Annotated in this window: 20 protein-coding genes; 11 read left to right on the forward strand and 9 right to left on the reverse strand. The window is 62.1% G+C overall.

All coding sequences use genetic code 11. The features are described 5' to 3' along the window. The first annotated feature begins 560 nt into the window (after positions 1-560). Complete coding sequence (gene rpsA / locus MHM97_RS01990) at positions 561-2237, forward strand: 30S ribosomal protein S1 (RefSeq protein WP_239318954.1); 1677 nt, start codon at positions 561-563, stop codon at positions 2235-2237. Between the two features lie 115 nt (positions 2238-2352). On the opposite strand, the gene MHM97_RS01995 is transcribed toward rpsA, so the two are convergent. Continuing rightward, positions 2353-3012, reverse strand: a complete 660-nt coding sequence (locus MHM97_RS01995) for a metal-binding protein ZinT (protein WP_239318955.1) — start codon at positions 3010-3012, stop codon at positions 2353-2355. Positions 3013-3126: 114 nt separating this feature from the next. Next, positions 3127-4062: a glutaminase gene (locus tag MHM97_RS02000; RefSeq protein ID WP_239318957.1), complete on the reverse strand. Its 936-nt coding sequence runs from the start codon at positions 4060-4062 to the stop codon at positions 3127-3129. Positions 4063-4328: 266 nt separating this feature from the next. On the opposite strand from MHM97_RS02000, the gene MHM97_RS02005 reads away from it, so the two are divergent. The 7 genes from MHM97_RS02005 to amt all read left to right on the forward strand — a co-directional run bounded on the left by MHM97_RS02005 (position 4329) and on the right by amt (position 11412). Further along, positions 4329-4604 (forward strand): hypothetical protein, encoded by a 276-nt coding sequence (locus MHM97_RS02005; protein ID WP_239318959.1) that lies wholly within the window; start codon positions 4329-4331, stop codon positions 4602-4604. Positions 4605-4873: 269 nt separating this feature from the next. Further along, the gene (gene ihfB / locus MHM97_RS02010; protein WP_239318961.1) at positions 4874-5161 is read left to right on the forward strand and encodes an integration host factor subunit beta; all 288 of its coding nucleotides are present in this window, start codon (positions 4874-4876) and stop codon (positions 5159-5161) included. Further along, complete coding sequence (locus tag MHM97_RS02015) at positions 5162-5512, forward strand: lipopolysaccharide assembly protein LapA domain-containing protein (protein WP_239318962.1); 351 nt, start codon at positions 5162-5164, stop codon at positions 5510-5512. A 1-nt stretch (position 5513) separates the two neighbouring features. Next, positions 5514-6161, forward strand: a complete 648-nt coding sequence (locus tag MHM97_RS02020; protein WP_239318964.1) for a phosphoribosylanthranilate isomerase — start codon at positions 5514-5516, stop codon at positions 6159-6161. 273 nt (positions 6162-6434) lie between these two features. Further along, positions 6435-7280 carry a LysR family transcriptional regulator gene (locus MHM97_RS02025; protein WP_239318966.1) on the forward strand — a complete coding sequence of 282 codons (846 nt, stop codon included), beginning with the start codon at positions 6435-6437 and terminating at the stop codon, positions 7278-7280. Positions 7281-7527: 247 nt separating this feature from the next. Next, positions 7528-8787: a tryptophan synthase subunit beta gene (gene trpB, locus MHM97_RS02030; protein ID WP_239318967.1), complete on the forward strand. Its 1260-nt coding sequence runs from the start codon at positions 7528-7530 to the stop codon at positions 8785-8787. Positions 8788-8976: 189 nt separating this feature from the next. Then, positions 8977-11412 (forward strand): ammonium transporter, encoded by a 2436-nt coding sequence (gene amt / locus MHM97_RS02035; RefSeq protein ID WP_239318968.1) that lies wholly within the window; start codon positions 8977-8979, stop codon positions 11410-11412. A 57-nt stretch (positions 11413-11469) separates the two neighbouring features. Here the strand turns inward: amt and MHM97_RS02040 are convergent, their stop codons facing one another. The 3 genes from MHM97_RS02040 to pth all read right to left on the reverse strand — a co-directional run bounded on the left by MHM97_RS02040 (position 11470) and on the right by pth (position 13307). Next, positions 11470-11793 (reverse strand): antibiotic biosynthesis monooxygenase family protein, encoded by a 324-nt coding sequence (locus MHM97_RS02040; RefSeq protein WP_239318969.1) that lies wholly within the window; start codon positions 11791-11793, stop codon positions 11470-11472. Positions 11794-11978: 185 nt separating this feature from the next. Beyond that, positions 11979-12359 carry a DUF2237 family protein gene (locus tag MHM97_RS02045; RefSeq protein ID WP_239319215.1) on the reverse strand — a complete coding sequence of 127 codons (381 nt, stop codon included), beginning with the start codon at positions 12357-12359 and terminating at the stop codon, positions 11979-11981. A 222-nt stretch (positions 12360-12581) separates the two neighbouring features. Next, the gene (gene pth / locus MHM97_RS02050; protein WP_239318970.1) at positions 12582-13307 is read right to left on the reverse strand and encodes an aminoacyl-tRNA hydrolase; all 726 of its coding nucleotides are present in this window, start codon (positions 13305-13307) and stop codon (positions 12582-12584) included. 191 nt (positions 13308-13498) lie between these two features. Between pth and MHM97_RS02055 the strand changes: the two genes are divergently transcribed. Continuing rightward, entirely contained in the window at positions 13499-13984 is a 486-nt protein-coding gene (locus tag MHM97_RS02055) for a hypothetical protein (RefSeq protein WP_239318971.1), read from the forward strand. Positions 13985-14114: 130 nt separating this feature from the next. On the opposite strand, the gene MHM97_RS02060 is transcribed toward MHM97_RS02055, so the two are convergent. Together MHM97_RS02060 and MHM97_RS02065 are read right to left on the reverse strand one after the other, a co-directional pair. Beyond that, positions 14115-14756: a 50S ribosomal protein L25/general stress protein Ctc gene (locus MHM97_RS02060; RefSeq protein WP_239318972.1), complete on the reverse strand. Its 642-nt coding sequence runs from the start codon at positions 14754-14756 to the stop codon at positions 14115-14117. 106 nt (positions 14757-14862) lie between these two features. Then, positions 14863-15564 carry a hypothetical protein gene (locus MHM97_RS02065; RefSeq protein ID WP_239318973.1) on the reverse strand — a complete coding sequence of 234 codons (702 nt, stop codon included), beginning with the start codon at positions 15562-15564 and terminating at the stop codon, positions 14863-14865. A 19-nt stretch (positions 15565-15583) separates the two neighbouring features. On the opposite strand from MHM97_RS02065, the gene MHM97_RS02070 reads away from it, so the two are divergent. After that, positions 15584-16744 carry an MFS transporter gene (locus tag MHM97_RS02070; RefSeq protein ID WP_239318974.1) on the forward strand — a complete coding sequence of 387 codons (1161 nt, stop codon included), beginning with the start codon at positions 15584-15586 and terminating at the stop codon, positions 16742-16744. Positions 16745-16783: 39 nt separating this feature from the next. Here MHM97_RS02070 and MHM97_RS02075 read toward each other — a convergent pair whose 3' ends face one another. Then, entirely contained in the window at positions 16784-17947 is a 1164-nt protein-coding gene (locus MHM97_RS02075) for an alpha-hydroxy acid oxidase (RefSeq protein ID WP_239318975.1), read from the reverse strand. Positions 17948-18419: 472 nt separating this feature from the next. Here MHM97_RS02075 and MHM97_RS02080 point away from each other — a divergent pair, with 472 nt between their 5' ends. Further along, on the forward strand, positions 18420-19808 hold the full coding sequence (locus MHM97_RS02080; protein WP_239318976.1) for an ATP-binding protein: 1389 nt from the start codon (positions 18420-18422) through the stop codon (positions 19806-19808). A 3-nt stretch (positions 19809-19811) separates the two neighbouring features. Here the strand turns inward: MHM97_RS02080 and trpA are convergent, their stop codons facing one another. Next, entirely contained in the window at positions 19812-20615 is an 804-nt protein-coding gene (gene trpA / locus MHM97_RS02085; RefSeq protein ID WP_110364892.1) for a tryptophan synthase subunit alpha, read from the reverse strand. Between the last annotated feature and the right edge of the window lie 57 nt (positions 20616-20672).

Raw genomic sequence — 20672 nt, forward strand, 5'->3', positions numbered from 1 at the left:
GCACTGCGCTGTACGTCCGTCGTCACACCAATCGAGAATTTCTTCTGGGGCGAAAACTGAAGAACAGTAAAAGCAGCCACATTGACGGCTCGCTTCGATCTCGGAGCGGTGGTTTGAAGAATGCGTGTGCGCGAATCGAATTTGTTCGTCCATGGCCAAACGGTGCCATGCAAAATGGTACTGTCCAATGGCTGATTGTTCGCCCGTTTTGGCGCGCAGGGCGGAAGGCTGGCCAATTCGTTCTCCGGGATTGGGGCACCTTGTCTGTCCTGGATGACGAGAGACACACTTGCTATTGGCCCCGGTCCCGCCTCAAGGCCGTGCCCACTGCCAATGCCCCTTGCCAGCAAGGCCAAAACCGCCTATACAGCGCCTTGTCAACAGAGATGCGAAAACGCACCAGGACAGTCGGAGCAGGGTCGGGGCATACCTCGGCCCTTTGTGTTTGTTTGTGGCTCCCGATTCGTTTGCGTACCGCTTTTCGGACCGACCAACCCCGTTCAGACCGGTGGAGACAACCACTCGGCCAGCAAAACTTTGAAAAGGAAACCTGAGACCACATGGCTCAAAACACATCGATGGAGGAATTCGAAGCCCTCCTGCAAGAAAGCTTCGAAATGGACACCCCCGAAGAGGGTTCCGTAGTCAAAGGCAAAATCATTGCCATTGAGGCCGGTCAGGCCATCATCGACGTCGGCTACAAGATGGAAGGTCGCGTCGAGCTCAAAGAATTCGCAAATCCCGGCGAAGCGGCAGACGTCACCGTTGGCGACGAAGTCGAAGTCTACCTGCGCGCGGCTGAAAACGCCCGTGGCGAAGCTGTCATCTCCCGCGAGATGGCGCGCCGCGAAGAAGCATGGGACCGCCTGGAAAAAGCATACGCAGACGATCAGCGCGTCGAAGGCGCGATCTTCGGCCGCGTCAAGGGGGGCTTCACCGTCGACCTCGGCGGCGCCGTGGCCTTCCTGCCCGGCTCGCAAGTTGACGTCCGCCCCGTGCGCGACGCTGGCCCGCTGATGGGTCTGAAGCAGCCGTTCCAGATCCTGAAGATGGACCGTCGTCGTGGCAACATCGTTGTGTCCCGTCGCGCAATCCTCGAAGAGTCCCGCGCCGAGCAGCGTGCCGAAGTCATCGGCAACCTGTCCGAAGGCCAGGCGGTCGAGGGTGTGGTCAAGAACATCACCGAATACGGTGCGTTTGTTGACCTCGGCGGTGTTGACGGGCTGCTGCACGTCACCGACATGGCATGGCGCCGTGTGAACCACCCTTCCGAGATCCTGTCCATCGGCGAAACCGTCAAGGTCCAGGTGATCAAGATCAACAAAGAGACCCACCGTATCTCCCTCGGCATGAAGCAGCTGCAGGAAGATCCGTGGGATCTGGTTGGCGCCAAGTACCCGCTGGCCTCCGTTCACAAGGGTCGCGTCACCAACATCACCGATTACGGTGCATTTGTTGAGCTGGAGCCCGGTGTCGAAGGTCTGGTCCACGTCTCCGAGATGTCCTGGACCAAGAAGAACGTGCACCCCGGCAAGATCGTCTCCACCTCGCAGGAAGTGGACGTCATGGTTCTGGAAATCGACGGCGCCAAGCGTCGCGTGTCCCTGGGCCTCAAGCAGACCATGCGCAACCCGTGGGAAGTGTTTGCAGAAACACACCCCGAGGGCACTCAGGTCGAAGGCGAAGTCAAGAACATCACCGAATTCGGTCTGTTCATCGGCCTCGAAGGCGACATCGACGGCATGGTTCACCTCTCCGACCTGTCCTGGGACGAGCGTGGCGAAGATGCGATCCAGAACTACCGCAAAGGCGACGTGGTTCAGGCCGTTGTCTCCGAAGTGGACGTCGAGAAGGAGCGCATCTCGCTCTCCATCAAGGCGCTGGGCGGTGACAAGTTCGCAGACGCCGTTGGCGGCGTGAAGCGTGGCTCCATCGTGACCGTGGAAGTGACCGCGATCGAAGACGGTGGCATCGAAGTGGAATACGAAGGCATGAAGTCCTTCATCCGCCGCTCCGATCTGTCCCGTGACCGTGCAGAGCAGCGCCCTGAGCGTTTCTCGGTCGGTGACAAGGTCGACGTGCGCGTCACCAACATCGACTCCAAGACCCGTCGTCTGGGCCTGTCGATCAAGGCACGCGAGATCGCAGAAGAGAAAGAAGCCGTCGAACAGTATGGTTCTTCCGACTCCGGCGCGTCCCTCGGCGATATCCTTGGCGCAGCGCTGAAGAGCGAATAAGTCGCTCTGACAGAGATCAGAAAGCCCCGCAGGAGCGATCCTGCGGGGCTTTTTTATGTGTGAGAGATGTCTTGGGCGGGGGCCGCCGGTCAGGCGGAACCCCGGGATGTCAGGTTCAGTGCGCGATCATCTCATGCACGATGTCGTCGGCGCTGTAGCTTGCCGGGTAATAGGTCGGCCAGTTGGTCAGCTCTTCCAGAACCTCGGCACGGTCCTCCCCCCAATAGAGGTGGTAGTGCGACACGGCTTTCGGCGCGATGTGGTGATCGCTGAATTGGATGTAGGTCGGTGCCTTGTCGTCGCCGCTGTCTTTTTTGAAGATGTAGCGAACGCCGCGATTGCCCTTCTTGTAGGTCAGCACCTCGTAGCCGTCGGACACATAGGTGCCGCTGTAGCTCTCTCCGCCGGCCGTGAAGGTCACTGTGTCACCATCAAAGCGGATGGCGTCCACATCGGTTGCATAGCCGGTCTCGTAGTAGGCGCGATACTCTGCGGCGGTCTTGTCGCCATGCTCGGCCTTATGCGCCATCACCGGATCCAGCGTCCCGTCGACGAGGTAAGGATAGACGGATTGCCAGTCACCTTGCCAGTCGGACAGGGTGCGCGGCTGGATCTGTTCGTCTTCGAAATACCCTTTGTAGATCTCTTTGTTGTGCGCGTGCTCATGTGCATGGTCGTGGTCGTGGTCGTGTCCGGAGCCTGCGAAGGCCGGGGCGGAGAATGCCAGGGTGGCCGCGCTCAGCAAGGCGATGCTTGTGCGAGAGAGGGTGGGCATGCGGAATAATCCTCTGTGATTCATATGTAATAACGTAACACTTATTGGAGGTGCCCCGGCCCTGCAATAGCAACCGGTTGGCCATTCCCTTGCCGCCGTGGACAGGGGGTCCGCTCAGCCGAAGACGGACCAGCCGGTCTCTTGCGCGAAGCGCTCTACCGCTAGGGTTCCGAGTTGCGAATTGCCATGGCGGTTGAGGCCGGGAGACCAGACGGCGATCGATGCGCGCCCGGGGGCGATGACCAGAATGCCGCCCCCCACGCCGCTCTTGCCCGGGAGCCCGACCCGATAGGCAAAATCGCCCGAGCCGTCGTAATGCCCGCAGGTCAGCATGAGCGCATTGATCCGGCGCACGCGATCTCGTGCGATCATCGTCGGCAAATCCGGTGCCCCCACAAGGAACCGACCCGCCATGGCCAGCTGGCGCGGCGTCATCTCGATCGCGCATTGGTGAAAATAGGTGCCACAGGTGAGCTCGGGGCTGTTTTCGAAATTGCCATGCGCTGCCATGAAGTGGCTGAGCGCCATGTTGCGATTGCCATGCTCCGTCTCGGATCGCGCAACAGCCTCATCGATATGGATGTTCTCATCCTCGGCAGCGGCGCGGATGAACCGCAGGATCTCGCCGAGCACTTCGCGCGGGGCATGGCCGGCCAGAATGGCATCGGTCACCACCAGGGCGCCGGCATTGATGAACGGGTTCCGGGGAATGCCGTGTTCATGTTCGAGCTGAAGGATCGAGTTGAAGGGCAGGCCGGAGGGTTCTCGCCCGACCCGGCGCCACAGGTCTTCGCCCAGACGCCCCAACGCAAGGGCCAGGGTAAAGACCTTTGATACCGACTGGATCGAGAACCGCGTATCGGCGTCGCCCACGGCAAAGCTGCGGCCATCGGCCAAGGCGACGACCATGCCGAACTGGCCGGTGTCGACGTTGGCAAGCTCGGGGATATAGCTTGCGGCCGCGCCGCGGTCGACCTGCTCCTGCATCTCGGCTGCGATCTGTTGCAATATGCCGTCAAAATCCATCATCTGCGTGTCTCGTTCTCCCATGTGCCCAGCCATAGGCGAGCCACCGCGGAGAGGCAAAGCCTGTTTGCGCTGACGGTGGTGCTGTTGCTCAGGCCAGGGGGCCACGGATATGTGGGATGCGCAGCCCGCAGCAGGAGAATGCTCGCCCTCAATCCGGGGCGTGCCACATCGGCAACGTAGATTTTGCACCGAAGATGTCGCATCAATGGCGCAGATGCAGAAAACAGCGCCTGTCCGCCCGTACAACAGGGCAGGGGCGCGCCCGGAGGCCGTGAGGAGTGCGACTGATGAAGACGAAACCGATCCGACTGTTGGTGGTCCTGGCCCTTGGCGGCTGTGCCGCCCCGATGGCGCCGGAGTCCATGAGTATGAATCTGGCACGCGATGGCGCGACATATAAGGTGTCAGGCCGATATGGTCCGGGCTGGTCCGAGGGGGACGTGCGCGGCGAGGTCGAGGCCGCCTGTCGTGCAAAGGCAATGCGGCTGAGCCGGTTCCGGGGGCAGCCCTACACCGAAACCGGTGGCACCGCGTATGAGGCGCGCTGCAGCCCGGCCCATTGATCCGGGCCGCAGCTGCGCACCGCGATCTTCTGCCGGTGAAGGCTTGCGAATCAATAACTTCGCGGATGCAGCATTCCCAGCCGGTTTGCCTGAAACTTGTGCGGCGGGAGACGATGGCGCCTGTGAAATTGCGTGTTTCTCCGCTCAAATCAGCCGACAGTCGATGATTTTGGCCTCAAGCCCCTGCCTAACCTGTTTTCGCTGAACAACTTTCTTCCTATAGTTCACGTACCCTATGTGTCAGACACGGGCTTTGGGAGGGCCACTACATGATCCGTTCGGAACTGATCCAGAAGATTGCAGACGAAAACCCGCACTTGTATCAGCGGGATGTGGAGCGGATCGTCAACACGGTCTTTGAGGAGGTCACCACTGCCATGTCGCGGGGGGACCGGGTCGAGCTCAGGGGGTTTGGCGCTTTTTCTGTAAAGAAGCGTGATGCTCGGGTTGGACGCAACCCTCGCACCGGTGAGACGGTTCATGTTGAGGAGAAGCACGTGCCCTTCTTCAAGACGGGCAAGCTGCTCCGTGATCGATTGAACGGAAAAGAAGAGTAAATGCGTTACATCCGCTATGCTGTCTGGGGCGTTCTGGCTGTTGTTCTGGTCTCTGTCAGCCTCGCCAATCGTGGGTTTGTGAACCTGAAGCTGATGCCGGAGGCCTTGGCGGAGCTGGTCGGGTTCAATCCCGCCATCACCCTGCCGCTGTTTGTCGTGGTCCTGGGTGGTCTGGCCCTTGGGGTGGCGCTGGGCTACGTGCTGGAATACCTGCGCGAGCACAAGCACCGGCGCGAGGCCCGGGTCAAACATGGCGAAGTCAAGAAACTCTCGCGCGAAGTCAAGCGCCTGAAGCGGCAAAAGCACGAAGGCAAGGACGAGGTTCTCGCGCTACTGGACGACGCCTCCTGATATGTCGGGGATCAGGGTCAAGATCTGCGGCATGAAAACCCGCGCCGATATGGAGGCTGCGGCGGCAGCCGGTGCAGCCTATGTTGGCCTGAATTTCTTTTCAAAATCAGCCCGTTCCGTCACGATTGCGCAGGCGGCAGCGCTGGCGGTGGATGCGCCGGTCGGGCTGGCGAAGGTCGGGTTGGTGGTGAACCCCACAGATGCCGATCTCGATGCGATCGCCGGTTCGGTGCCGCTGGATATGATCCAGCTGCACGGTCGGGAAAGCGTGGAACGTGTGGCCGAGATCAAGACCCGCTATGGTTTGCCGGTGATGAAGGTGATCGGCGTGGCCGAAGCCTCCGATCTGGCGCCCATCGATCTTTACGCGCAAGTTGCGGACCAGATCATGATCGATGCCAAGGCGCCAAAGGGGGCAAAGCTGCCCGGGGGCAATGGCATCGCCTTTGATTGGCAATTGCTGGCGGACAAGAAATACTGGCAGGCGCCTTGGATGCTGGCGGGGGGCCTGACGCCCGGGAACGTCGCGGAGGCGATCCGCAAGACCGGCGCGCGTCAGGTCGATGTGGCCTCTGGCGTAGAAAGCGCTCCCGCACAAAAGGACCCTGATCTGATGCGTGCGTTTGTCGACGCCACGCAGGCGGTTTGACGGAGTTTACGGGTTCGATTTCCAACATCGCTTGATCCATCTGAGCGCCCTCAGGCGGCGCAGCCGCCGTTTGCGTTTGCGATAGGAGGCGAGGCGACGGTGGGCCGTGTTGCGCTCGATCTGCCAGACGCTTTGGTGGGGCGGTTGGGGTGTGCGCGGCCGCGTGTAAGAAAGAAACATGCCGGCAGGCTTTCATTTGTGGTAAGATGTGATCAGGATTGCTGATGTTTTTCAGCAGTTGGAGAGCGCATCTGTGCAAGTGGCATTTCAAAAATGAAAGAGACTCCATCGCTTGATGATCTGGAGCTGTTCGCGCGTGTCGGTCACGCGGGCGGGTTGGCCGCCGTCGCGCAGCAGACCGGTGTGAGTGTTCCCACACTCAGCCGACGCATGCGCGCCTTCGAGCGTCAGGTCGGCGCGCAGGTGTTCGAGCGGGGTCCCCATGGTTATCGCCTGACAGCGCAGGGGCGGGCGCTCCTTGGCGAAACCCGTAATCTTCAGGCCGAGGCGCAGCGCTTGCGGCGCCTGGTTGCGACGCCCCTTGCGGCAGAGGTGCGCATCACGGCGGGCAGTTGGACCTCGGCCTATCTCGCCCGGCACCTGCCGCGCTGGTGGCAAGCAGAGGCGCACTGGCGCCCGGTCTTTCTGGAAGCGGATGCGCGGCTGGATATCGCACGGCGGGGCGCTGATATCGGCGTTCGCAACCATCGCCCGGATCAGAGTTGGCTGGCCGGGCGATGCACGGGGCGGGTTTCCTATGCATGCTATGCCGTTGATGAGACCGTGCGCGGCTTTGCAGCAGTACCAGAGCACGCCGCAGTGACACCTTCCGCACGTTGGATCTGGGCACATCATGGGGCTGAGGTCTCCGTCACCGCTGGCACCCCGCGCATGCTGGTCGATCTGGCCTGCGCCGGTGCGGGGCGGGTGGTCTTGCCACAGTTTGCGGCGGCCTGGTTTCCGCCTTTGCGGCAGATCGGACCTGAGATCGCCGAGCTTTCGCATGAGGAATGGCTGGTGAGCCATCATGACGCGCGGCATGATCCACCAGTTCGGGCCGCGCTTGAGGCGGTTGCAGCCGTTCTGACTGATCTGAACCTGCGCCCCAAACAGGACTGACGCAGCCGGGGGTGGCTCCCGCCCGCTCTTGTGCTTCCCTTTGGGAAGCCCATCGTGCCGTTGGGCCTGGCGCCGCGCGCGCCCGAAGGGCGCGCGCGGCGCGGGTCGCTTCGGGCTCTGCCCGAAGCGAAACCGTTCACGAAACCCCGGTTTCTGACACAGGGGTCAGGAAATTACCGAGAAAACTGTTTCTCTTGTCCTAAATGCGCTTTAGAACCAGCGCATACGGAAGACGGAGACACCACCCATGGCCGATGATCTCATCAACAGCTTCATGAACGGGCCGGACGAAAATGGCCGTTTCGGCATCTTCGGCGGTCGCTTTGTCAGCGAAACGCTGATGCCGCTGATCCTGAGCCTCGAAGAGGAATATGAAAAGGCCAAGGTGGACCCGGACTTCTGGGCCGAGATGGACGATCTGTGGAAGAATTATGTAGGCCGACCAAGCCCGCTCTACTTCGCAGAGCGCCTGACCGAGCATCTGGGCGGGGCCAAAGTCTATATGAAGCGTGACGAGCTGAACCACACCGGCGCGCATAAGGTCAACAACGTGCTGGGGCAGATCCTGCTGGCGCGCCGCATGGGCAAGACTAGGATCATCGCCGAGACCGGCGCGGGCCAGCACGGGGTTGCGACCGCTACGGTCTGCGCCAAATTCGGTCTGAAGTGCGTCGTCTATATGGGCGCGCATGACGTGCGTCGTCAGGCCCCCAACGTGTTCCGCATGCGCTTGCTGGGTGCCGAAGTGATCCCGGTGACTTCGGGGCGCGGGACGTTGAAGGACGCGATGAACGATGCGCTGCGCGACTGGGTGACCAATGTGCGCGACACGTTCTATTGCATCGGCACCGTGGCGGGGCCGCACCCCTACCCGGCGATGGTGCGCGATTTCCAGTCGGTGATCGGCAAGGAGGTGCGCTGGCAACTCGCCGAGCAGGAGGGCGAAGGCCGTCTGCCCGACACCGTGATCGCGGCGATCGGTGGCGGTTCCAACGCCATGGGACTGTTCCATCCCTTCCTTGATGACAAGTCGGTCAACATCATCGGCGTCGAGGCGGGTGGCAAAGGCGTGGATGAGAACATGGAGCATTGCGCCTCTCTCACCGGCGGCCGTCCGGGCGTGCTGCACGGCAACCGCACCTATCTGCTGCAAGATGATGATGGGCAGATCCTCGAGGGATTCTCGATCTCGGCCGGTCTGGACTATCCGGGCATCGGGCCGGAGCACGCATGGCTGCATGAAACAGGCCGCGCGCACTATGTGTCGATCACCGACAAAGAAGCGCTGGAGGCGTTCCAGCTGTCTTGTGCGATGGAAGGGATCATCCCGGCCCTGGAGCCGAGCCATGCTCTGGCACATGTGACAAAGATCGCGCCGACCCTGCCCAAGGACCACATCATCGTGATGAATATGTGCGGGCGGGGCGACAAGGACATTTTCACCGTCGCCCGTCACCTCGGTTTTGACATGTCGGACACCGAAGAGGGGCGCGACCTGGAGGACTGATCAGGCAGCTGATGTGCCTGTCCGGATTGAGAGGCGTGGCCGCAGGGCCGCGCCTTTTTTCGTTCTTTTTCTGCTGCGGATTAGCAGACAACGGGCCATCCAGGTCAGGGCCGGATCCGGACTTAACACCTTTTTATGAGAGTTTGAGTAATCCTGAGACCGTTTCGGGTAACGATTTTCGGGTTTGCGATGCAGCAAGACGCCTTACACGCCGTGCAGCAGCTTCAGCTTGCGGCGGACCACATGTGGACACTCATCGCCGCGGCTCTGGTCTTGCTGATGCAGCTGGGCTTTCTTCTGGTCGAAGCGGGCATGGCGCGGTCCAAGAACAGCATCAACGTTGCGCAGAAGAACATCACCGATTTCCTGATGTCGGTCAGTGCCTTCTATGTGCTCGGCTTCGGGTTGATGTTTGGCGCTTCTTATGGCGGCTGGTTCGGAACCGATACATTTGCCTTTGAGCAGGCAGATGACTGGCAATACACGTTTTTTGTGTTCCAGGCGGTCTTTGCGGGCACCGCTGCAACAATCATGTCCGGCGCGGTGGCAGAGCGGATGCGCTACGGTGTCTATGTGGCGGCGGCCCTGTTCATCGGGTTGCTGATCTATCCGGTGAGCGGCCATTGGGCGTGGGGAAACCTGCTCAACGGGGACAACGCGGCTTATCTCGCGGACCGGGGATTCATCGATTTTGCAGGCTCGACCGTGGTGCATTCGGTTGGTGCTTGGGTTGCGCTTGCAGGCATCGTGGTGTTGGGCGCGCGTATCGGCAAATTCAATGCGGACGGAAGTCCGAATGTTCTGCACGGGCACAGCTATGTGCTGGCAACTGCGGGGGCCATCATTCTCTGGGTTGGCTGGATCGGCTTCAACGGCGGCTCAACCACGGCGGCGAGCCCCGATCTGGCGCATATCGTGCTGAATACCCTGCTGGCCGCCTGTTTCGGTGGCGTGATGGGGATCTTGACCGGGCGGGTCATCGATCCCGTGAACATTCCGCATCGCCCCATCAACGGTAGTCTCGCCGGGCTGGTCGCGATCACAGCCGGCTGTGATGCGGTTTCGGTGCAGGGCGCTGCCGTCATCGGTGCCAGCGCCGGTTTGCTGGTGGTTGTGTCCGAATGGGTCATGGAAAACAAGCTGAAGCTGGACGATGTGGTCGGGGCTGTTTCGGTACATGGTGTCTGCGGAGCATTCGGCACTGTTGTCTTCCCACTCTTTGCACTGCCGGGAAAGCTCGCTGCGGGCAGCGTCGGCGCGCAGGTGCTGGTGCAGATGGAGGGGGTCGTGCTGGTCTTTGCCTGGGCGTTTGGGCTGAGCTGGGTGTTCTTCAAGGCAATCGATATGGCGGTGGGCATCCGCGTGCCGCGTGAGGATGAGATGATCGGTCTCAACAGCACCGAACACGGGGCAACGCTGGGGACCGGGGGGCTTCAGAAACAGATCGAGGCGATGACGGAAAACGGGGTCGATCTTACGCGGCGTTTGGATGCGAGCACTGGCGACGAGGCCGCGGAGCTGGCGGCGCTGTTCAATCCGTTCATCGATCAAGTGCACGATCTGGTGTGTGATATTCATGAAAACGCGCGGCGGATGAAACGGTCGTCGTCGGGGCTGGAAACCCTCTCGGGGGCCTTCCGGGAGGGCGCAGAGAGAACCGGTGCGCTGACGGGACTGGTCAGCAACAGCTCGACCGAGGTCGCGGGGCAGGCGCGAAACAACCGCGAAATTGCCGAGCAGATCCTGGCAGAGATGACCCGGATCGCCAGCAGCGCGGAGGGCATGTCAGAAGAGGTGACGGCAGTCTCCGAAGCGATCGCTGAGATGATGAACTCGATCAGCCAGATTTCCGGAAACGCCAGCGCAACCAGCGGTGTCACCAAGGAAGCCAACGTTCTGTCGGGAGAGGCGGTCGAGACAATGCAGGCGCTCTCCAAGGCCTCTGAGGAGATCGAGGCCGTGGTCGGGCTGATCCAGAAGATCACCATGCAGACAAATATGCTGGCCATCAATGCCGCGGTTGAGGCGGCGCGCGCCGGCGATGCGGGCAAGGGGTTTGCGATCGTTGCCGGGCAGGTGCGCAGCCTGGCTGCGGAAACCGACAAGGCGGCGGAGGAGATCCGCCAGCGGATCTCTCATATGCGCAGCCAGTCGGATGATGCGTCGAGCGTGATTGGCGGCATCACGGAGCTGATGCAGTCCATTCATGCCTCCGTCGAAGGGATCACGGCCGAGGTCGAGAGCCAACGTCGCGCGGCAGGCCGCGTGTCCGAGCGCATGACAAGCGCATCAAACAGTGCGCAAACGGTGACGCAATCCATTCAGGATGTGCAGCAACGGGCTGAAACCGTGCGCAGCAACGCGACGCGCAACGAAGAAAGACTGTCGGAGAACGCGAAAACCGCCGGGGACCTGCAGGCGGACGCACGTCAGAGCATGCAGCAATCCACCGACCTTGCCAAAGAAGCCAATGCGATCAACACGCTCTCGGCCGAATTGACGACATCGGTTGAACGTTTTGGCCTGCGCGGGGAGGAAGCGGATCGCGACGCGGACTGGCTGGCACAAGAGGCGCGGCAGGGACGTGTTCCCCCCGGCGATCTGAAGGCAGAGGGCGGCGCCTGAGCCCTGACGGGCAAGCGGCGGGGCCTGTCTCGCCGATGGGGCGAGACAGGGGCTGCATTACGAAGCGTCGTGGAGCACGGTCTCAAATCCTTCGAATTGAGGTGCGCCTAGTATCGGGCTCTCGCCCTCGCGTTTCCCGGCATTGCGGTGAGCGGCGCGAAACTGGTCTGATTTGGTCCAGGCCTCGAAATCCGCGCGGCTGTCCCAGATCACATGGCTGGAGTAGAGCGTGTGATCCTCGTGTTGGGGGCCCTTCAGAAGGCGAAACTCGCGAAAGCCCTGCATCTCCGAGAGGCGGCTTTCACGTTCCTTCCAGATGGTTTCGAAGTCGGTTTCCCGGCCGGGACGAATTTTGAAACGGTTCATGGCAATGAAGCCCATGGGATTTTCCAGTCCTGTCTGTGTACGCTGAGTGAGGCTGGCAAGGAGGCTAAGGATCCGGCTGGCCGACACATTCAGTAATCTGACCCGCCACCGCAATCAAGCGACTGCCCCATCGCAGCTGGCACATTCGTGGGCGGCAGGGGGGGGGCGGGCGCCCGAGACGGCGTTGCCCCGCTGCGCGATCAGGTCGGGGAGGTGACGGCATGGGCGCGCAGGACCGGGAGTGGGATGATCTCCAATGCGCGCCTGTGGGTTGCTTCCAGGTGCACGGCGGGGGCGCAGCCTTCTTCTGCCGCTTGCATGAAACGGGACGCGCACAGGCACCACCGGTCCCCCGGTTTCAATCCCGGGAAGTGAAACGCGGGCAGCGCGGTCGACAGATCATTGCCAACATATTTCGAGTAGGCGAGAAACTCTGACGTCATCACCGCGCAGACCGTATGGCTGCCGTGATCTTCGACGCAGGTGTTGCAGTGCCCATCGCGGAAGAACCCCGTGACCGGATCCTCTGCGCAGGGGAGCAAAGGGCCTCCCAAGACATTTATCGCAGGGTCTTTGTCCATCATGTCCGTTTCTCCGTCGTGCCGTTCGCGTCGGCGCGCGCCCGCGCTCTCTCACACTCTATGTTAGTGCGCTGTTCTGCGTTTTCACGCAATGGCGAGTTCCGCCGCGCGACGTTCCGCCATATGCGGGGGGCGGTTTGACCGTACGCGTGGACGCATCGCAGCCTGATCGGCGCGATCACAGGTCAGCACTGGCGGGGATCGCTGTGCCGAACGGCGAGGTTATTTGAACTTGTCGAGAAGCTTCTGCATCGGGGTCCGGTTATCCGCAGCAGAGGGGGCGGGGGCGTCCTCGGTTGCGGGCTTGGCACGGCCTTGTTCCGCCCCCGCGCGCGACTGTTGGTTTGTCTTGCCCGTGTTGGACCCGCTGGCGCTGCGACCGGGAGCCACTCTGAGGGCCACGGCATTCATGAACCGACCGCTGTCGCCACGGGCCAGATCCGCGGCGCCGTCGGACAGGCCCCGCAGGAGATCGTCGAGCCAGGTCTGATCCGCCTTGGGGAAATCACGCAGCACATACCCTGCAACCGCGTCCTTGTGACCGGGGTGTCCGACGCCGAGGCGGACGCGCCCGTAGTCTGCGCCGATGTGGGCATGGATCGACCTGAGCCCATTGTGCCCCGCATGACCGCCGCCGTGCTTGACGCGGCATTTGCCCGGCGCAAGGTCCAGTTCATCGTGGAACACCACCACATCCGCAGGCGTCAGCTTGAAAAAGCGCAGCGCCTCTCCCACCGACTGTCCGGAATTGTTCATGAAGGTCTGGGGCTTGAGGAGGACCACCTTTTCCGTGCCGAGGGTGCCGTCGCACATGTGCCCCTGAAACTTTGACTTCCAGGGAGAGAACCCATGATCCGTCGCAATCTGATCCAGGGCCATGAAGCCGATATTGTGCCGATTTCCCGCATATTTTGCGCCCGGGTTTCCGAGGCCGACGAGGAGTTTCATAACCTGCTCTCCTGGTGACTGATGTGGGCAGTCATGCCCGGTTTTGGCCCGAAGATCCAGTCCGTGACCTCTGCCGCGGTTTTGTGATGCCAGTGCCATAAATCGGCCCGGTTCCGTTGCGAGTTCAGAGCATTGGATTGGAGTGGTCCGGACGATCAGGTTCGGGGGTTGAGATGAAGGATATTTGGGACATGAACAACAACGTTCAGGCACAGAACACGCCGTCACGTGGTGGATTTCGCAAGGGCGCGTTGGTTCCGCGCATGGTGGGCATTCTGGCGTCTGCCGCGATGCTGTCGGGATGCGCGGTCGAGCCCGGGCCGTCGGTGCCGACCAAATCCGGCAGTACCGTTTTTGAGGCACGCGAATCCCTGGCGTTCTGTGCGCCGCGTGGACCAAGGGCCGGTCAGGCCGCGGTCACGTCCAGCTATATCGCGGGCATCATTTTCCTCGGCGTTCTGCCGGGGACGATAGCAGCCGTCAGCGGCGCGGAGAACTCTCGGCGTCAGGGGGCGATAAACGCAGTGGATGACTGCCTGGCGGAGCAAGGGTTCGAGCGTCGCGAACTGACCGCGCAGGAGGCGATCGCCATCAAGCAGCGGGATCGCTATGCGCGTGAGCAGTTGCTCAATCACTTGATCAATGGCGGCACGCTCGCCTCTTATGAAGGGCCCTGACCGGCGCGCAGGCTCTTGTGCGGCAGGCCGGACGCGCATCGCAGCGGGCCGGGCAATAAAAAAGGCAATAAAAAAACGGGCTCCTGAGGAGCCCGTTTCAAAGGTCGCCTTCCCGCGTTCGGGAGAGGGATTATTCTTCGGCTGCCGCTGCGGCTTCCGCCTCTTCGCCTTCACCTTCGGCTTCGTCATCCGCGGACTTGAGGCCGGAGGGCGCGGAGATGTTCGCAATCACGAAATCCCGGTCGATCGTCGGTTTGGTGCCTGCGGGCAGCTGTACTTCGGAGATGTGGATCACATCGCCAATGGCTTTGCCGGCGAGGTCGACGGTCAGCTTTTCCGGAATGTCACCAGCGGTCACCACCAGTTCGACTTCGGCGCGCACCACGGTCAGAACGCCGCCGCGCTTGAGGCCAACGCATTCTTCCTCGTTGATGAACTCAACCGGAATGAACAGGTTGATCTTCGAGGTGCGACGCAGGCGCATCAGGTCGAAGTGGGTCGGCAGGTCCTTTACAACGTCACGCTGAACGTCGCGGCAGATGACGCGCACGTCATCGTGGCCTTCAACCTTGAGGTTGAACAGGGTCGACTTGAAGCGGCCGGCCTTCAGTTTCTTCAGCAGTTCGTTGAAGGGGATCTGGATGGACAGCGGGTCAACGTCGCCACCAAATACAACACCAGGAACCATGCCTTCGCGGCGGGCTGCGCGAGCGGCGCCCTTGCCCGTCCCCGCACGTTCCTGGCATACGAGATCAGGAATCTCATTCGCCATTTTATATCTCCATAAGCAATCGGGGGTGCCTCCAAGGCTGTCACCCCGCGTGAAGCCGTTTTGGTAGACGGAAACATGCTGTTTGGAAAGACCTAAACTGTGACAATCATCCGCGCGGGGCGAGTTTTCCACCTGCATCGCGCAGTCTGGCGTGCAGATCGAACTCTGCCGCGCGGGCGGCCCGCAGACGATCACGGTTTCGCGGCGACAGCTCGGCGGGAACCGCGGGTGACACGTTGCGCGGCGCGAAGGTGATTCTCTCCTCGAAGCGCTGGCTGAGAAAGGTCTCGAGCAGGTCCAGCTGTTCGTAGGCGAACAGGTGATCGACCAGAATGCGGCCGCCCCGGCCGGACAGCATGCGATACTGGCTGCCGATGCGGGCGCAGGGGGGCGGGTCGTCGGACAGGAGCGCTTCGACAAAGGCGTCAAAGCTCAGATGGCCAGCGTATTCCGGTTTGTCCTTGATGTCGTCACGACTGCGATACTTGTACCAGCTGCGGATCTGGTCTTCCGGGTCGCGCAGCACGGCAAAGCACCGCAGTTTGGCCCCGAAGGTGTCGCGGACGAAGGGGCGGATGCGCCGGTGCAGGCGCCGCGCCGAGGTATGCTTGCGGGATTTGCGGAAAACAATATCGGCATGGGGCCGCAACGCCTGTTCGATGGCGGTTGTCCCGGTCTTTGGCACGGCAACAAAAGCAAGGGCCTGCGGCGTGAAGATCAGCATGGCAACGGGATAGCGCGCCGCGCTGCGCGGCGCCAGCGTGTAACGGTACAATTTGGCGATTGTGACCCAACGCGCACTGTGCATTCTCGCGGCTATGGAATTCATGACGGATATGCGCACCAGTGCGGTGCATGGGCGGGCCTTTGCGGTGATGGGGTTCTGTGTCGGTACCTTCGCGGCCTATGCGCCGCAGCTGAAGGCGCAGGCCGGGTTGGGCGATGCAGACTTTGGCCTGGCGCTGCTGGTTGGTGCTGCAGGGGCGGTGGGGGCCATGTGGGTCGCGCCGCGGATCGACCGCCTGCTGGGGGCCTCGGCGATGACGGTCTGTGCCCTGATGTTGGCGGCAGGTTTCCTGCTGCCCGGCCTTGCCACCAGCTGGGCCGCATTTGCCGCTGCGATCTTTGTCGCCTCCAGCGCGGCAGGCCTGCTGGATGTGGTGATGAATGCGCGGCTGAGCGGCCATGAGGCGCGCACGGGACGGTCGCTGATGAACCTCAACCACGGGCTGTTTTCGCTCGCCTATGCGCTGGCGGCCCTGGTCGCGGGGCTGGTGCGAGAGGCTGGCGTCGCCCCGGTCTGGTGTTTTGCCGGGGTGTTGGCGGTCACGGTCATTCTGGCGTTTGGCATGCGGGACGTTGTGGAGCCGGAGCTGACAGAGGCGACCGATCAGAACCTTGCGCCGGTTGTCCTGCCCTGGGTCATGGTGACCCTGGCGGGGTTGATCGTGTTGATCTCCTTTACCGCCGAGCAGGCCACCGAAAATTGGTCCGCCCTGCATCTGGAGCGGGCCTTTGGGGCCAGCGCCGCAGAAGGTGCCTTGGGACCGGCAGTGCTCGGGCTGACGATGGGGATCGGGCGATTGTCCGGTCAGGAAGTGTTGCGCCGGGTGGCCGAAGGCACGTTGATGCAGATCGCCGCAGCACTGGCCGCCACCGGGCTGATCCTGGCGGCCTTTGCTCCGGTACAGGGGCTGGCCTATGCGGGGTTTGCAATCCTGGGATTGGGTGTTTCGACGATCGGGCCCACGGCGCTGGCCTGGGTCGGCAAGACCATATCCGCGCAACTGCGCGGCGCGGCGATTTCGCGAATGGTGATGATCGGCTACTGCGGCTTTTTTGTGGGTCCACCGGTGATCGGCTTCATGGCAGAAGCCTTTGGGCTGCGTCTGGCGCTGGCGACCATGGGGGGCATGCTCCTGTGCATCACCGTCATTCTGGTGCCGGCGCTGCGGGCCTCGGCCCGGCGGAGTGGTGTCACTGCCTGAACAGCGGCGCACCGCGGCCCAACCCGCCAGGTCCCGCCGTCACGCCCAGCGGCCGGTGAAATCCTCCGGCACCAGCAGGTTGTGACGGCCCAGGTTGGTCACGGCCTTCTCGCCGCAGAGCGCCATAGATGTGTCGAGCTCCTTGTGGATCACCTCAAGCGCCCGTGTCACGCCCTGCTGGCCCATGGCACCGAGACCATAGACAAAAGCACGGCCGATCATGGTGCCGCTGGCGCCGAGGGCCAGCGCCTTGAGCACATCCTGACCGGACCGGATGCCGCTATCCAGATGCACTTCGACCTGATCGCCGACCGCGTCCATGATCCGCGGCAGCATCCGGATGGAGGAGAGCGCCCCGTCCAACTGGCGGCCGCCATGGTTGGAGACGGTAATGGCATCAGCGCCCACTTTGGCCGCCATCCTGGCATCCTCTTCGTCCAGAATGCCCTTCAGGATCACCTTGCCGCCCCACATGTCCTTGAGCTTTTCGATCTTGCCCCAATCCAGCGAGGGATCGAATTGCTCGGCGGTCCAGGCGCCCAGGGAGGACGCATCGGAGATACCCTCGACGTGGCCGACGATATTGCCGAAATGGCGCCGTTTTGCCCCCAGCATCTCAAGGCCCCACGACCATTTGGTCATCAGGTTGGCGATCGTTTTTGGCGTCAGCTTTGGCGGCGCGGAAAGACCGTTTTTCAGGTCCTTGTGGCGCTGGCCGAGGATCTGCAGGTCGAGCGTGATCACCAGCGCCGAACAGCGGGCGGCCTTGGCGCGTTCGATCAGGCGCCGCACGTAGTCCTCGTCCCGCATGGTATAAAGCTGAAACCAGAAGGGTTTGGTGGTTGCTTCGGCGACGTCTTCGATCGAGTTGATCGACATGGTCGACAGCGTAAAGGGCACGCCAAAGGCTTCGGCGGCGCGCGCGGCTTTTATTTCGCCATCGGCGCACTGCATGCCGGTCAGCCCGACCGGAGCCAGGGCCACCGGCATGCTGACATCCTGCCCGATCATCTGGCTGGCCGTGGACCGGCCTGCCATGTCCACCGCAACCCGCTGGCGCAGGCGTATCTTGTCAAAATCCGTGGTGTTCTCGCGGAAGGTCTGCTCGGTCCAGGAGCCGCTCTCGGTGTAGTCGTAGAACATCTTGGGCACGCGGCGGGCATAGATCCGTTTCAGGTCGCCGATATTGGTGATGACGGGCATGAAGATCTCCTCGACCGCGCAGTTGGTAATGTTTTCTTACCAATCGTATCTGGCCATGGCAAGCGAGGTAATCGTAATCTTGCATTTACGGTTTTGTGCAACTTTATCGGTGAACACCTCCCAGAATCGCGATGTGACAGCGCGGGTCCGGGTGGGAAACTTCCGGAGAACAGCCGAAGTTTCATCTGCTGACCATCGCGCAGCCCTGAATTCCTAAATTCCGAACGGGGACCGTTCGGGGTGGTTTATTGATTTTGGACCAGATGCACGCCAGATCGGGATTTTGCCCGGGCGGGCACCGGCCGCGTCAGCTGTCGGTTTTCACTGGAGGGTGGAGCAACATGAGTGTTGTGTTCATATCTGAAGAGATTCCCAGGGGCCTTGGCGCCCCTGCCTCCGGAGTCGCCGACACAGCCCCAGACACCGGACGCGCGCCAGGGGCCTGGGTCCGGATCCGGCGCCAGAGGCTGTCATGACGCTGCATCCCGATGATCCCCTTGTGCCGGAACGGTCTTCTGATGATCCGTCGTATCAGGACCTGCTGGTCGAACTGCAGCGCGAGCGGCTGCTGCGGCAGGATCTGCAGTCGAAACTAGACAAGACCGGTCAATCGCTGCGACATGCCAACAGATCGCTGGTGTCGCTGGCGCGGCAGGTGGACCGCATGGTCAAGGAACGCACGGAGGACCTGGCGCGGGATCGCGCCGCTGCCGAGGCCGAGAATGCGGCAAAAACCCAGTTTCTGGCCACGATGAGCCATGAAATTCGCACGCCCCTGAACGGGGTGCTCGGGATGGCGTCGGCCCTGTCGGATACGCCGCTGAGGGAGGAGCAGGCCCAGATCCTGGGCGTGCTTCACGACAGCGGTCGGCTGCTCTTGAGCATTGTCGACGATATTCTGGATCTGTCGAAGATCGAGGAAGGCAAGCTGGAACTGGAGCGCTTGCCAACCGATGCGGTGGCTTTGGTCAAGGCGGTGTACCGCCAGTTCGAGGCCCGTGTCAGCGCCAAGGGGCTGAACTTCAGCAGGATGTGCAGCGGCCGGTTGGCGCGCGGTGAGGTCTGGGTCAACATTGATCCGACCCGGTTTCAGCAGGTCCTGAGCAATCTGCTCTCCAATGCGATCAAGTTCACGGATCGCGGCTCGATTGCCGTGATCGCGGATCTGGAGCCGGAGTGCGGCGGCACGATGATGCTGTCCGTCACCGTGCGCGACACCGGCATCGGATTGACCCCGCAACAGCTTGACTGCTTGTTCGAACCCTACATGCAGGCGGACGCCAGCGTGCACCGAAATCACGGCGGCACAGGGCTGGGCCTCGCGATTGCCCGGCAGATCTGCCAGCGCATGGGCGGAGACCTGACCTGCCGCAGCGTGGAAGGGGAGGGCAGTGAATTTCGCGCCAGCTTCCGCGTGACGCGCGCCGAGCCTCTGCCTGAGGACCTTGAGGTCGATACCAAGATCGACAATGCGGTGCTGTCAGCCCGCCGCTGGCGCGTCCTGGTGGCGGAGGACAATCGCACCAACCGTATGGTCCTGCACCACATGTTGAAGGACTTCGACCTGGAGCTGGTTTGGGTGCAGAACGGCGAGGAGGCGGTGGAGGCCTGTTTCCAGATCCGGCCCGATCTGGTGCTGATGGATGTGAACATGCCGGTGCTTGACGGGCTGACGGCGACGGCCCGCATTCGGGCGCGCGAACAGCGGGAAAACCTGGACCCGGTTCCCGTGATTGCGGTGTCGGCGAACGCCCTGCTGCACCAGGTGAACAGCTATCTGGATCAGGGCATGACCGATCATGTCGCCAAGCCGCTGCGCAAGCGCCGGCTGTTGCAGGTCATGGCAAAGGCATTGTCCTGACGGTCAGCCGGCGTGGGCGCCATCCGCCAGAGATTTCACAAATGCCAGCACCTCGGCCGGGGATTTGCCCGCGCCGATTTCGGCAACGATCGCGCTGCCGACAACGGCGCCGTCTGACACCGAGGCGATGGTTTGAGCGCGTTCCGGGGTTTTGATGCCGAACCCCACGATGATCGGCAGATCGGTGGCGGCCTTAATGCGGGCAACCTCGGGGCCAACATCGGCGGCTTCTGCCTCGGCGGCACCGGTGATGCCGGTGATCGAGACATAATAGACAAACCCCGATGTGTTCTGCAGCACCCGCGGCAGGCGCGCGTCATCGGTGGTGGGGGTGGCAAGACGAATGAAGTTCAGACCCGCAGCCTGTGCAGGCAGGCAGAGTTCGCTGTCTTCTTCCGGCGGCAAATCCACCACAATCAGCCCGTCGATGCCTGCCTCCTTGGCGTCGCTCAGGAATTTGTCGACGCCGCGCGAATAGATCGGGTTGTAATAGCCCATCAAAACGATGGGGGTGGTGGTGTCTTCCTTGCGGAAATCCCGTGCAAGCTGCAGTGTGCGCTCCAACGTCATGCCGGCTTCCAGGGCGCGCTGGCCGGCGAGCTGAATGGTGGGGCCGTCCGCCATGGGATCGGTGAAGGGCAGGCCGAGTTCGATGACGTCAACGCCTGCTGCTGGCAGGCCTTTGACCACCTCGAGCGAGGTGTCATAATCGGGGTCGCCTGCCATCACATAGGTCACGAAGGCCTTCTTGCCCGCGGCAGAGAGTTCAGCAAACTTGGCATCGATGCGTGTGGTGGGGCGGGTCATGGGCTGGCCTTTATAGATCTCTGTTGCCTGCCTGATGTGCCGAAACTTGTCGGCAAA

Origin of the sequence: Epibacterium sp. Ofav1-8, from assembly GCF_022348185.1 — a bacterium.
Lineage (GTDB): Bacteria > Pseudomonadota > Alphaproteobacteria > Rhodobacterales > Rhodobacteraceae > Epibacterium.